This window comes from Marseilla massiliensis (assembly GCF_023336985.1).
Taxonomy (GTDB): Bacteria; Bacteroidota; Bacteroidia; order Bacteroidales; family Bacteroidaceae; genus Prevotella; species Prevotella intestinigallinarum.
In genome coordinates this window covers 45,195-59,599 of sequence record NZ_JAMBLP010000005.1, presented here as the reverse complement: position 1 = coordinate 59,599, position 14,405 = coordinate 45,195, and the positions used below count along the sequence as shown (strand labels likewise).

Below are 14,405 nucleotides of genomic sequence, written 5' to 3'. Positions count from 1 at the left end.
AGTTAGAAAATGGGAGGCAGACAGGCATATCTGCCTCCCACATCAATCATCGGATTTCGGCTAAAGTGTGCCTTATCTCACATATACTTTCTTTACTGTGATACGTCCGTCAGCAGATGTTGTCTTTATTATGTTAACACCCTTAGCCAAACGGTTCACCTTGATGCCGTTAATGTTGAATATTTCAACCTTGGCGGCCTCAGCAGCATTAACGTTGTCTATTCCGTCTGTAGGCTCCTTGGTACTGTTCTCGCCATAGTATGTCAGAGTCCAGTTGTCCATGATAACCCAGTCGTTATCAAGCTTCACCGGCTTTTTCAGACCTATCTTGAGAGTTCCGTCTGTCACCTTCACAATTATCTCATTTGCATAAGCCTTGAGGTCTGTGAAATAAGCCACAGCAGAAACCATGCTGTTAGGAACATACAAATCAGTACCACTGATATTGCTTGTTCCGGCAATACCCAGGTCTTCATTTGCCCCGGATGCAAGCAGGCAAACAGGTGCCTTTATCGAGTCGCCTCCTGTCACTGCATAAACAAACGCGTTGCCAGCTACCGACGGATCGGCCTTATAGGCAGCATAATCGTCAGCTATGCTTCCAAAACGGTAGAGTGCCGACACTGCCACCTTGTAAGTACCGTTAGGCAAGCCCTTTATTGTCTGGTTGATGTCAAACGTCTTTGAATAGAACTCGATGGCAAGCGCAGCCTTCTGTGTGTCATCATTGCCAAAGTTATAGCCTTCTGTTCCTTCCCAACCTGCAACTGAATTTGCTCCAAGGCCATCGTCAAATGTCGGGGTCTTGATAAGCTGCGTCATGTCGACAGGATTGTCGTCTGAAGCATTAGCTGCCTCGGCTGGTATCGCCAACTTGATTATCATGCCCTCTATTTTCTCCATATATCCGGCAACATCGCCGTCTTCAATCGTTCCGGCAGAAATACCATCGGTGATTTCGATAAACAGCGCTGCAGCTTCCGACTTCGTTGCTTCTGCAGCCTCTGAAGAGAGATAAGCAGCATTGAGCTCTTCAGCCTTAAGACTTAGCTTTGCAAACAAATCAGCAGAAGTGGCCATAGACTCGTTTGCTGCCAATGCATCGCACAAAGCCTGGAACATAGCCTTACCGTCTGAGCCATTAACGGCCTCTTCAGAACCTGCAAGAACAGTGTTGGCATTCTCAAGAACAGACTTGCCTACAGTCTTGCCTTCATCGATAGTCTTCTTGAGGTCGGCAATGACATCTGTCAGAAGCGGCTTCACCACTTCTGCATCAGTGCCCCTGAACACCATCTTGAAATCATCCCAGATGGCCCAGCTGTCTCCCTGCTGGTTTGTCGCACCTTTCACACCTATGCGGAGCACGTCGCCAGCCTTGGCAACAACACCGAAAGATGTAGCCTTATACAGGCCATTGGCAAAAGCAATACTTGAGTTGGCCATGTCGTTGGGATACCAGTAAGCCTCTTCAGGATCAACAAAAGGAGGATTGGCATCAGTAACGCTATACATCTGGCCATTCTCTACCTTTTCGTCAAACACGCTCTTGAAATGCGCATTCCTATTATTTACATATATGTTTACTACGTCGTTGGGGGCTGTTCCTTCCTGATATGCATTATAGGCATTGGCACCTCTCATGTAACGATAGAAACCCTGTACAGATATTTCGTAGACACCAACAGGAGCGCTGTTAACTTCCTGGTAAACATCGAAATTAGAATTGTTCCATGCCTCGAAACACTTATTGGTCGTTGTGCCACCATAAGCAACATTGCCGCCATTTGCTTTCTTCACAGTCCAACCCTTGTCCTTCACTTCGAAGTCTGCGTTCACAAGATACTTGTCTGTAACATCGGTACCGGGAGTGATGCCATTCTTTATTGCTGCATCTATCATTGCGAGCACTTTGGCGGTCTCTGCCTTCACTTCATCTGTAGTAAGAGAAAGACCAGAGATTATGTCCTCGCTTTCAAGGTCGATGTAATCGGCAAGGTCGCTCTTGTCCTGTCCAACAATCGACTCGTCGTTTGCAATTTTCTTACCTTTTACCAAAGCCTCCTGATATTCTTTCCATGCAGCAAGATTTGCTTCAATCTTAGCCGACTCACCGTTGATTTTGGCAATGGCGTCCAATACCTCTGCTTTGTTCGATGCCTTTACGAAGCTCCTGATCACATTTGTATAGTTGCTTACCATGCCATCGGTAATGAGCATGCCGTCAGGAAGTTGAGAATAATCCTTTGCCGACTTCTTCACGTCTTCGAGCCACAACGTATAAGCATCAGCACCGCTACCATAATACTTTAGGCCCCAGTTGTCAAACAACACCCAGTTGCCAGAGGGCTGGTCGGAATTATTCTTAAACATACCGATGGTCATCGAACCATCTTCCGTCGCAAAGAACACTGTGTTATTATACAGGCCATCCTTGAAATATGCCTCTGCTGTCTCCATGTTGCTCGGTATGTAATAAGTCACTCCACCGTCTTCAACAGAGCTCTCATTCATTCCCTTTGCCTCAGTAAGTGCCTCAGAGAACGGGTTTACGATATTGGCAACCACAGTATCCGCACCATTTACGGCATAAAGTTTGGCATCGTAACCAGTCATCGACTTATAGTTCTCATAAGCCACATTAGAGAAACCTGAACGATAGAAAGCCTGGAGATTTAGAGCATACACTCCCTTGGGCGCAGAAGTTATCGTTTGGTATACATTGAATTTCTTCTGGTAGAACTCTGCATCGGTATGTGACTGGAATGCTGGCTTGTCGCCACTCCAACCGTCATTGTTGTTCTTGTCGTAGCTGGGGTTGGTGATAAGCGACGTCTTGTCTACGGGATTGTCGGCAGTAACCTTACCCTCTTCCACTGCAGCCAGAGCCGTCTTAACTGCCTGTATAGCAGCCTCTATCTCTTCTTTTGTGGCCTTTTCATTCAGGTAGACAGCCTTTTGAGCTGCCACATCCACGTGGCTTGCCTCGGCTTCATCAAGAAGTACCTTAAGTCCTTCGGCAACCTTGAATATTTCCAATGCCTTCTTGTATTCAGCTATCGCAGCGTCAAAGCTTTCTTTCTCCTTGGCAAACACTGCCGGGTCTACGAAATACCAATCTGCGTTTACTTTGTCCAATGGCAGGTTCCAGAACAACCTCGTCTCCTCGGCATTGCCTTTCTGAGTACCATAAAAAGTTCCTGCAGTATTGCATACAGGATTTTCATTGCTAACAGATATGCGATAGTAGTCACCGGCAGGGGCTATTGTCCACAATGTGTCAGCCTGGTTGTTCCAGTCCACCCATGATGCACCGTCTTCGGCAGCCCAGACCATAAGAATCTTGTTGACCAAAGCACCGCTATTGTTTTTCTCGACGGAGTCCTTGAGTATGACTGTCTTGCCGTCCCAAGCTCCCTTTGAATCGAGATGCTTGCTTACGAAAACACGATATCCCTGTTCGGAGACACTGGCACGCGTTTTCCAATCGTTTGCTCCACAGAAAAAGCCTGAGGCTTTGTTGAAAAGCAAGAGCGACTTGTCGAACTGCAGTGATGTCTTTGTCACCTGCGGATACAAAGGCAGCTGACGAACACCGTCAACAATCTCCGCACTTGCGCCGACTGCCGTCAACACAAGTGAAGACGCTAAAAGTAAATTTTTTCCAATAAACATAGTCATGATTTTAGTTATTATGAAATATTGTTAGTGTTCTGAAGTTAGTTGGTCACATCCCGTACCGCGCCATCTACAGCCGTTCAATCGGCTGTGACATTCACACCAAACCTGACCAGCTTGCCAATGCAACAGGCAATGTGCTGCCAAGCTAAAGCATGATGCAGTAGTACACATTATTATATATATGCTCTGCAAAATCCAAATGCCAGGCCTTTGTCTTTAATGACCACGCCAAGGTTGAAACCGCAGAATGTTTATCGCCACATAATACATATTTGTTTTTATATTTTATATTGTCTTTGCAAAATTATCAAGTAAAGGCCCTACAAGGGAAAATTATCATTATTTAAGGGGGCATTATCGTTAATTCTGCCATAACTATCCAGTTTTAGCGAAAAGTAATCGATATTTCCAAGCATCAAGTCAGAGGCTGTTCATGTATCATGCCACAACAACATTCCCCCCTTACTCACATATTGCCAGGCGACCATTCTGTCTTCCAACGAATCACAGGGCTGCCCTTGTCAAACTCAATAGGCAACCAAATATACCGTGCGTCGCTTGGGTACTCCGGTCGCCACACATCAGCCATGAAAATATACGAGTTGCCAACATGCAACACATAGGTGCCTTGCCCACCAAAAGTTTTTTCGGCTTTGGGCCCCACGCAGGGATTAGGGTGTTGCAACCATGGCCCCCAAATGTTGTCTGCCGAAAACATACGGGCTTCATTAGGATCCCAACCTGTACAGCCCGACGTTATCATCCAATACTTGCCATCCTTCTTAAATATGGCAGGAGCCTCATTCATACCCCCCGGAGCCACACGTACATATTTTCCGGTGTGGTCCGTATAATCATCTGTAAGCTCAGCCACTTGAATTGTCAGGTTATCTTCTGAGGAATAAATATGGTATGCCCGACCATCACTGTCCACATATATTGTCATGTCGCGGGCCATCTGCCCAGCCGGCAACCTATCGTGGGCCTTCATGTCACGCTTTACGAAAAGGCCTTTGACTATGGCATCGCGCCAAGCGGGTGTCCACCACTCTGTATACTTACCCAAATCAAGCGCGTCTGCCACGTCTCGGTCTGCCTGTGACATATCCATAGGCCACAAGCCTGGATTTACCCTACCGGAACGAATGAAACGAAACGGCCCAACAGGAGAGTCGCTCATGGCTACGCCATAACGAGCGTCAGCATAACCACGTCCTTTCAATTCCAGATGGAACCACATGACGAAACGACGGGTGGCTTCGTTGTAAACCACCTTTGGGCGCTCAAGAATACACCCACGCTCGATATCGTGCCCGGCCTCATCAGACACGGGGAGTGCCACGCCTTCATAAGTCCAGTCTACAAGATTCTCCGACGAATAACACGTCACACCAACCATCGCAGATGATGTGTCGTCCGACTTGTGCTCCCCATACCAATAATATTTACCGCCATGACTTATAACACAACCACCATGGGCATTGATATGAATGCCACGGTTATCTTTCCATATCCGGCCCGGTTTTATTGTCTGGCCGGCCACGGCAAATGGAAGCATGGCCACCAAGCATACAATAACAACAGACTTAATTCTCATTGTTTCGAGGTTTAATCTTAATAATATCAGTCAGATTGAATTTGGTTTTATAGCGCATTGACATCATAGGGGCATCGTCAGTGCCCTGAAGTTTGTCCCCATAGCCAACGCTTTCGTTTTTAGCTGCGCAAAATTACCATGATAGACGCCACATGAGGGAAACTTATCATTAATTGGGGGGACGAAATAGTTATTTGGGGCACCATGGCCTTTGTTTTCAACTAAAACAGCATACAAATTACAACGGCACGGCTTCCCTCATCCCATATACATGCAACCACCGCCAATCAACAGAGAATGCAGCAAACTTTCTACCTTACCCCACAAACATGATAGCACTATGTCTATTGTATCAGGCAGGTACATTCTGCAAAATAAATGACTCAAATGTTTCGCATTGGGCTAAATTATAGTATCTTTGCATTTATATATATCAGTCAAAATGAGCAATTCGTCAATATTACCAATAATTATATCGATATTTCTCAGCGTCACAACCATTGCGCATAGTGAGAAATATCAGATAACAACACCAATCCAAATATCTGCATTCGACACCGACGAAGCAGGATGTGTATTCCTCGACAACGATGGCATCATGTGGATAGGTTCATGTTCGGGCCTGCTGTCTTACGACGGCTACAGTTTCCGCACATACAAGTCAGACGCTTATTCGCCCGGTATATTGCCAAACAACTATATAATGTCGCTCACAGAAGACCACGACAACAATATATGGATAGGTACGCGCGACGGGCTGGCCATCATGAACAAACGAAAAGGCACATTCAAGACATTACATTTGCCTAAAAACACTCAGCGCATCATCTACACCCTCTTCACCTCAAGCAATGGAACCGTGTGGATTGGCACAGACGGCGGCCTTACACGCTACGACAAGACTGACGGCCAATTCCACGACTACCCTTATGCAAGGAACTACAGCGTCAAATCGATTGCCGAAGACAAGAACGGAACAATATACGTTGGGACATGGATAAACGGCCTGTTCAGATTGCGCAAAGGAAGCAGCAAGCTTGAGCAGTATCCGCAGACAAACGACATGAACTCTGCCTACAAACTGCTCATAGACAGCAAGCAGCGCTTGTGGATTGGCACGTGGGGGCACGGCATAGAACTGATTGAGCATCCTGATAACATTTCGTCGCCAAGAGTGCGACGATTCAACAACGACTCCGACAATTTCAACATAATCCACGACATGCTCGAAGACAAGGCCACCGGTACCATATATACCTGCGGACGCGACGGCATAAGTATGCTCAACGAAAAAAGCGACACAAAGTTCACCAATACAGATAAGTACAAGTTCTGCAACAGCATGGCGACAGACGGTTCCGGTCACATTTACATCGGAACCATGAACGACGGAATAATACAAATACATACCACTCCACCGATGTATGAGTCATGGAAACTGAAACGGCAAAGCCACAGAAACATAAGCCACATCGAGACAATATACACCGATGATGGAAATAAACTGTGGCTCGGCCTCAATCCGTATGGCATAGCACTGCACAACCGCACGACGGGCAAGACCCTCTACGACAGTGAAATACCTGGGCTTAACGGGGCTGGTATATTCAAGCAGGTGGTAAAGGCCGGCATATCTTCAATCTGCAAGACTGCTCATGGGGATATATGGATGGCAAGCCGAAGCTATGGTGTCATTGTGTATGGCAAAGACGACAGAGCTCGCGTTCTAAACCACCTTAACGCTCCCAACTTCATCAAGGATGACTATGTAAATACACTATACATACAGAAAAACGGCAACATTTGGATTGGGCAACGCTCGGCCGTGAGCGTTGCTCTCCCGGGAGGGAATGGCTTGATACTCAAAATGAAAAACGGCAATGACGATTTCACCAACTGCGACGTAAGGGGCATAACCGAAGACAACAGCGGAAATATATGGATAGCCACAGAAAACGAGGGCATCATAAGGGTTAGCGGCACCCCTGCACAGCCCCAGACGCTGCATTTCGCCCACTATCACCCACGAAACGGAAGGTTTGCCGTGGGCGAGGCAACCACGTGCATGCAAGACTCGCACGGGCGCCTGTGGGCAATATCCAAAAGCAGCGGCCTGTTTTTATATGATGAAAAAGAAGACATGTTTAAGCCTAAAAACAAGGAATACCATATAGGCAACGACGGCATTCTGACTATAAACGAAGACAACAAAAGCAACCTATGGCTCACAAACAACAGCGCCATGATAAAACTGTCATTCAGCAATGACAACTCAAGCCTGAAACCTGACGTAGCCATATATGCCAACAATGACGGCGCTGGCCACAGACTATTCAGCCCATACATGTGCTTCAAGCACGACTCGATGCTGCTATTTGGCAACAGAAACGGCATCATGGCGTTTTCGCCAAAGAACCTGATGGCCCATCAGGGCAAATGGCAGCCTAAGCTCATAATATCAGACATAGTAATCGACAACACCCCACTGGCGCAAGTAGAGGCCAAACTAAGGGAAACAATATCGCCGGACATGCCCGTATTCACACGCAACTTGACCATACCGGCAACAGTTGGCAAGTTCTCTATCGAATTTTCACTGCTCACATATTTCAACCAGGAACAAAACAGATATGCATACAAACTCGAAGGCTACGACCAAGAGTGGCACTATGGCGATGCGTCACAACATAGCGCACAGTATAAAGACCTGCCTCCGGGATCATACACATTCAACCTGAAAGCATCTGACAGTTTCGGCCATTGGCAACAACTGCCATATGGAATCAAGGTAAAGGTATTGCCTCCGTGGTATCTGTCGTGGTGGGCCTTCACGCTATACATTATTATATTAGCAGGAGTGGTGTTTGCCTGCATCGAATGGTACAAGAACCACCTTAAGACGAAAAACAGACTGCAGATGTCGGTGGTGTTTACCAACATTACCCACGAACTGCTCACACCGCTAACAGTCATCTCGGCCGCTGTCGACGAAATAAAGGCAAAAGCCCCTCAGTACGGCAATGACTATGGCCTGATACACAACAACATAAACAGGCTCACGCGACTGCTGAGGCAGATACTGGAGGTCAGGAAATCGCAGGCTGGACAGTTGAAACTGAAGGTGAGCAAAGGCGACTTGGCCGGCTTTGTCGAACAAGAATGCGATAACATCAGGCCAATGGCAAGCGCACGCGGACAGAAACTAATTGTCAACAACAACGGCCTCAACCAAAGACTCGTTTGGTTTGACCCCGACAAGATGGACAAGATAATTTACAATCTGGTCTCAAACGCCATAAAATACAACAAAGACAATGGACTTGTAACGGTGACGCTCACCATGGAAAAAAGCACAGCCATACTGGAAGTGAAAGACGAAGGCATTGGCATTTCAAAAGACAAGATGAAAAACCTGTACAGCAGGTTTCTCGACGGTGACTACAGGCGAAAAAACACAACAGGCACAGGCATAGGCCTGTCGTTAACCCACGACCTCGTCAAACTGCACCATGGCAGCATCGACTGCCATAGTGTGGTTGAACAGGGAACTGTTTTCACCGTGAGGATACCGACAGACAAGAAGCAGTATGCAAATGAAGAAACGGAAGAGATGAACAGCAACGACATGATAAGCCCATACGTAACGGAAATAGACAGCACACAACCTCGAACAAGCGGATTCTCACACAGTGTTGACGACGACCATAGGTTCAAGATTCTAATTGTTGAGGACAACGAGGAACTACTCGAGCTCATGCAACGGCTATTAAGCAAAAAATACACGACATATACGGCAAAAAACGGGAAGCAGGCACTTAACACTATTTGCCGCAAGGAACTTGACGTTGTTATATCAGACGTCATGATGCCGGTCATGGACGGAATGGAACTGACACGCGAGATAAAGAAAAGCAACGAGTTCAGGCAATTGCCAGTCATATTGCTTACTGCCAAGATACGAGAAGAAGACAGGTACAAGATATTTGAAACGGGAGCCGACGACTACATCACAAAGCCATTCAAACTTGACGAGCTGTTGCTGAGGGTTGACAACATAATATCAAACCGAATAAGAATAAAAGAACAGCTGACACGAAACACGGATTCTGCAGCCAACGAACAGCACTACAGCAACCCTGACTATGCCTTTGTGCAGAAAGCCACAGAGTGCGTTAAAGCCCACATCAACGACTTTGATTACGACAGGGAGACTTTTGCAAGTGACATGTGCGTCAGCTCATCCACCCTTTACAACAAGCTGAAGGCCATCACCGGTTACAATGTCTCGGGATTCATCACCAACATCCGCCTGAAGGAGGCGTGCCGGATAATAAAGCAAAACCCAAACATGACCATCACCGAGCTATCGCTGAAGGTGGGGTTCAACACATCAAAGTATTTATCGAGGTGCTTCAAAAAGGAGTATGGAATGACTATCAAAGAATATGTAGGCAGCTTAACGGCAGATAGCAATACGGAAAGGCGTGAATCTGAGTAATGATATAATGCTAATGTATGGCAAGGCAGCCTTAGCGGCAATGGCCTGACTTGATGCCGCAAATTGCGGCATCAAGTCAGGAGAGCCCCAATCTTGCCTCATGGCATCCCAACCAATAGGCATCATGACAAAGCACCGAATATCCAGCCGGAAAGAGTGGCCATCACGATGACCAATGCAACATACACTGCCGTTTTCCTCAACCCCATCACCTGATTGATGACAAGCATGCTCGGCAACGACAACGACGGACCGGCCAGGAGCAATGCCAATGCAGGGCCATCGCCCATGCCAGAGGCCAGAAGTCCCTGAATTATAGGCACTTCGGTAAGTGTGGCAAAATACATGAACGCCCCGGCAAAACTGGCCAGGAAGTTTGAGAGGAGCGAATTGCCGCCTACCGCCCGCTGTATCCACTCGTTGGGCACAATGCCAGCGATGGATGTGGCATCGTGGGTTGAGCCAAGCAGAAAACCTGCGGTGGCCACACCGAAAGCAAGCAACGGCATTATCTGTTTGGCAAAACCCCAGGAAGAAAGCAGCCATTCGCGGTTGTCGGCGTCATTCTTGTCGAACAACAATATCACCGACAGGCAAGCCACAGCCACCACCATCGCGACAACAGGAACCATCTTGCCGCCAGGCGATATGCCGTCGGCCAACATTGCCGATGCCGCAGTGACCATTGCCCCAAACAGCACCCACAATGCCTTAATCTTCAGAATAACGACCAACGACCAGCACAACATCAACGACAACAAGCCCACCACATGCCACTTATGTGCGAAGACAGACTGCCACACACCAGAATCCGCCGATGCGGGCGCGCCCCAGTTGGCAAAAACAAGTATCAGCACCAGTGTGAAAAAATGGAATGCGGTCTGCCACATTGGGCGTTTCTGGGGCATGTCACCAATGTTCATCAGCTGTTCTTGCTTGGCTTTCTCTTCTTTTCTGAAAATGAAATCCATGGCCAGACCGATGACCACCGAAAACAACACCGCCCCCACCACACGGGCAAGCCCCATGGCGAAACCAAGTATGCGCGCTGTCAAAATGATGGAGAGCACACTGATGGCAGGGCCGGAATACAAGAACGCCACGGCGGGGCCAAGGCCGGCTCCGCGCTTGTAGATGCAGGTGAACAACGGCAAAATGGTGCACGAGCATACCGCCAGGATGCCACCCGACACCGATGCCACAGTATACGACAGCCATCTCTTGGCGTTTGCACCAAGGTATTTTAACACAGCCCCCTGGCTTACCAGCACAGCAATAACACCAGCAATGAAAAACGCCGGCAGCAGGCAAAGCACAACGTGCTCGCGGGCATACCACTGCACAAGGTCGAGGGTGGCACCTACAGCCGTAACAAACCGGGCGCTTTGCAGCGGCGTGAAAAATACCGCCACAAAGAAAGCCACAATCCAAAAGAGAAGCCTTAGCTCTTTCTTTGCTTCCATATGCCCGAACCTATATCCCGAGAGCCTTTCTCACTTCTGCTTCGGAGGGAACATATCCCTTTATCTTTACCACTCCGTCGACCACCACGGCAGGCGTGCTGATGATGTTGTAACTCATCATGTCGACAATGTCTTCCACTTTGACAAGGTGGGCGTCAATTTTGTTGTCTGACACTACCTTTTCAACCACTCTGTAGGTTGCCTTGCATTTGGCGCAACCCGGACCTAAAACCTTAATTTCCATATTTTCAATTATTTAGCCACAACCTGACACCAGACTGCGGGATGTTTGTTCAGTATTAATATTGTTATCCACAGGCACTTAGCCACCACCTGACGGCATCTTGCCTGCCGCCTGCTTGCCGCAAGCCACAACGCTTCCGGTCAAGGACAAGCCCGTTACGCACGGATACAGGCAGCAATTGCTTTGTGAGGCCGATGCCCCATTTGTGCGTGATACGCAACATTTGCATCAGACAAAAAAGACCACACAGTAATAAATGCCAACCACGCAAAACACGACACCGACAACAGTGTTGAGCCACCTCTGCAGGGTTTGCATCCTGCCATAAACCTGGCCAATGCGATGGGAGCAAAAAGCCAGCACCCAAGCCACGACAAGCACTGGCAGCGATGTGGCCACAGCAAACACAACCGGAAGCATCCAACCTCCGGCAACAGCTGCCGACAGGGGCATAAGCATGCCAAAATACAGCACACCGCTCGTGGGGCAGAAGGTCATGGCAAACAATACGCCAAGTCCAAAAGCTCCCCATCCTCCTTGTTTCGCAATACGCTCACCACTGCCCTTATATCCAAATGAAGGCAGACCCAGCCTGTGGCCGAAAAGCAAAAACGCCCCTACCAAAAGCAATGCTGGCCCGACGGCCTTGCCACCATAGACGGACAAGAATTTCTGGATGCCAAACATGCTGGCACCTTCTCGAAGTATGGCTATTGCCACGGCCCCAAGCACAGTGTAGGCAGCCACACGCCCAAAGGCATAAAGCCCTCCCCTGGAGAATATAGCCTTGCGGTCATCGATGCTACCGCCAATGAAAGCCACGGCTACTATGTTGGCAGCCAGCTGACAGGGCGACAGGGCCGTGAGCAACCCCAAAACAAAAGCAGTGGCAGCAGGGGCCGTTTCGCTGCCAAGCAAAGATTGCAACCAGTCCATAACCTGTCAGTCTTGTAATTCGATTATCTTGTCGTAAAGCCCTTTCTTGAATGCGTCTGGCGACTTGCGGGCGTTGGCGAAGGCAAATTCGGTCAAATTCTCCACTTTCTCATCTCCACGGCAATGCCCAACAACCACAAGCGAAGTCCAAGTTACACGATACTTCTCGGCAAGCGCTTCGTTGTCGTCAATGGACAGCTTACGGAACACCAGCCGGCCATTGCCAAGTTCGTCTGCAAACTCAACATTGAGCAACTCTTCAGTCGCCCGCTCTATTGCTTTGCAGGTAAGACAACGCTGCCGACCATAGAAAAACAACACTTCAACCCCGTCTGCAGCCTCAACAACTTCATGCTGCCCACCGGTTCCCTTGTTTTGACTGCCGTTTCCGGTATTATTGCAGCCACAAGCGAAAAGCCCCAGGCAAAGGGCCAATGTCAACGCTATTTTATTCATATTGAAATAATATATGTAATTCGCAGAACAACGAACAATAACGTCAAAAAAGAGGCTGTCAGCCACAGCAACTCTTTTCATCGGATACGGCACATTGCTCAAAAAAGTCCTTGAACAACAAGCCGGCCAACCGCCAGTTGTCGCGGTTAATGCAATATTTCACCTTCGGTGCCTCAACTTCGCCCTGTATCAGGCCTGCCTCTTTCAACTCCTTCAGATGCTGCGAAACCGTGGCCTTGGCTATTGGCAACTCCTCATGGATGTCGCCAAAATAACAGGTGTCACGCTTGGCGAGAAACTGCAGTATGGCAATGCGCGTGGGATGGCCCATAGCTTTGGCAAAACGGGCAATGGCCTCTTGGTTATTACGTAAATTGTCGGACATATAATTCATCTTGTTTGTTGTTCGCAAAATTACGAAGAAAAATCCATTCCACAAAGAAACAAGCTATTTTTTTCACCATGAAGCAGCTATTTCCCCAAAACATCTCGCCCGTCAAGGTGCCATCTCCTTGCCACCGAATGGAAAAGGCTGCCGCCGTTTGGTGGCTTCAACATGGCCGTAAGGCATGGCTGACAGCATGGCTACGGGGCTCCACGGCCCGACAAGCAACACTGTCAGCAACCGATATTGAACTCATTTAAACTGCTCGCGAAAAGTCTTGCTTTTACTTTATTCGGAGGTTCTTTTCGGTATGTTTCTTCGCCGCCATCCGTCACGCAGCCCGCTATGCCCCTCTTTACGGCAAAGAAACAGCCACGAAAACATTACTCGGACTGAAGTCGCAAAAAGTATGAATTAGTTCATTGCCGTCTGCCCTAACCCAATCAGTCAAAAAGCAGAAAGCCGGCGACAAACAGCCGGGCCATAGCCAGCAACACAAAGCCGCCGCGCGGCTTGCTGTAGCGGCATGAGCAGAAAGGAAAACGAGCCCCGCGGATGTGGCACAGGCCGCCTCGCCGCAAGGGCAGCAACAGGGTGAAAAGAGCTCATAGGCAAGAAAAATAAAGAGATTTATTTCAAAATCTCCGGTTAATTTGTTACTTTTGCAAATAAGAGTCGGCGGCGGCCCCAGCATGGCTTTGGGGCCGCACACCATCCGGACGCCCGGCAATGCAGCATGCTGGCATGTACAGATTCGTGCCAAACGGCAAGCCTCGACATGCAGCCAACTATTCATGCCCTACCCCACACAACCACATCCACGGGCAAAACAGGCCGAACGGCAATGCAAAACGGCATGAACGGCGGTGCCAAACGGCACGTATCGCATTGCGAAACGGGCAGTTTGACAAACCGGCCCAACAACAGCGGCTTCACACCATGGGCCAGAGGGCAAAACAGGCATGGCCCGGCCAAGGCCAACGGTCGGCAGACAACGGCACGAAAAGTCCGCAACCCACTGACAACAAGCAACATAAACCAAAACAAGGAAATAAATCAAAACAACATGAAGACAAGAAAACTATTAGTAGCACTTATCGCCACTCTGTGCTTTCCTGCCACCGCGACAATGTCATTGGCAAAGA

8 protein-coding genes are annotated in these 14,405 nt (G+C 48.4%); 1 reads left to right on the top strand and 7 read right to left on the bottom strand.

Annotated features, from left to right (window positions below; genetic code table 11):
• Positions 1-72: 72 nt before the first annotated feature.
• Entirely contained in the window at positions 73-3,567 is a 3,495-nt protein-coding gene (locus M3089_RS05405) for a hypothetical protein (protein WP_249082261.1), read from the bottom strand.
• 580 nt (positions 3,568-4,147) lie between these two features.
• On the bottom strand, positions 4,148-5,239 hold the full coding sequence (locus M3089_RS05400) for a glycoside hydrolase family 43 protein (protein WP_249082504.1): 1,092 nt from the start codon (positions 5,237-5,239) through the stop codon (positions 4,148-4,150).
• Positions 5,240-5,720: 481 nt separating this feature from the next.
• Between M3089_RS05400 and M3089_RS05395 the strand changes: the two genes are divergently transcribed.
• Positions 5,721-9,776, top strand: coding sequence for a hybrid sensor histidine kinase/response regulator transcription factor (locus tag M3089_RS05395; protein ID WP_249082260.1), 4,056 nt, complete (start codon positions 5,721-5,723; stop codon positions 9,774-9,776).
• Between the two features lie 122 nt (positions 9,777-9,898).
• Here M3089_RS05395 and M3089_RS05390 read toward each other — a convergent pair whose 3' ends face one another.
• From M3089_RS05390 to M3089_RS05370, 5 genes are all read right to left on the bottom strand, one after another.
• A complete protein-coding gene (locus M3089_RS05390) occupies positions 9,899-11,239 on the bottom strand; it encodes a permease (protein WP_249082258.1) in 1,341 nt (446 codons plus the stop codon).
• 10 nt (positions 11,240-11,249) lie between these two features.
• Positions 11,250-11,483, bottom strand: a complete 234-nt coding sequence (locus M3089_RS05385) for a thioredoxin family protein (protein ID WP_249082254.1) — start codon at positions 11,481-11,483, stop codon at positions 11,250-11,252.
• A 228-nt stretch (positions 11,484-11,711) separates the two neighbouring features.
• On the bottom strand, positions 11,712-12,419 hold the full coding sequence (locus tag M3089_RS05380; protein WP_249082250.1) for an aromatic aminobenezylarsenical efflux permease ArsG family transporter: 708 nt from the start codon (positions 12,417-12,419) through the stop codon (positions 11,712-11,714).
• A gap of 6 nt (positions 12,420-12,425) precedes the next feature.
• On the bottom strand, positions 12,426-12,956 hold the full coding sequence (locus M3089_RS05375; protein ID WP_249082248.1) for a nitrophenyl compound nitroreductase subunit ArsF family protein: 531 nt from the start codon (positions 12,954-12,956) through the stop codon (positions 12,426-12,428).
• Positions 12,934-13,260, bottom strand: a complete 327-nt coding sequence (locus tag M3089_RS05370) for an ArsR/SmtB family transcription factor (protein ID WP_249082246.1) — start codon at positions 13,258-13,260, stop codon at positions 12,934-12,936. Before M3089_RS05370 ends, M3089_RS05375 begins: the two co-directional genes overlap by 23 nt.
• Between the last annotated feature and the right edge of the window lie 1,145 nt (positions 13,261-14,405).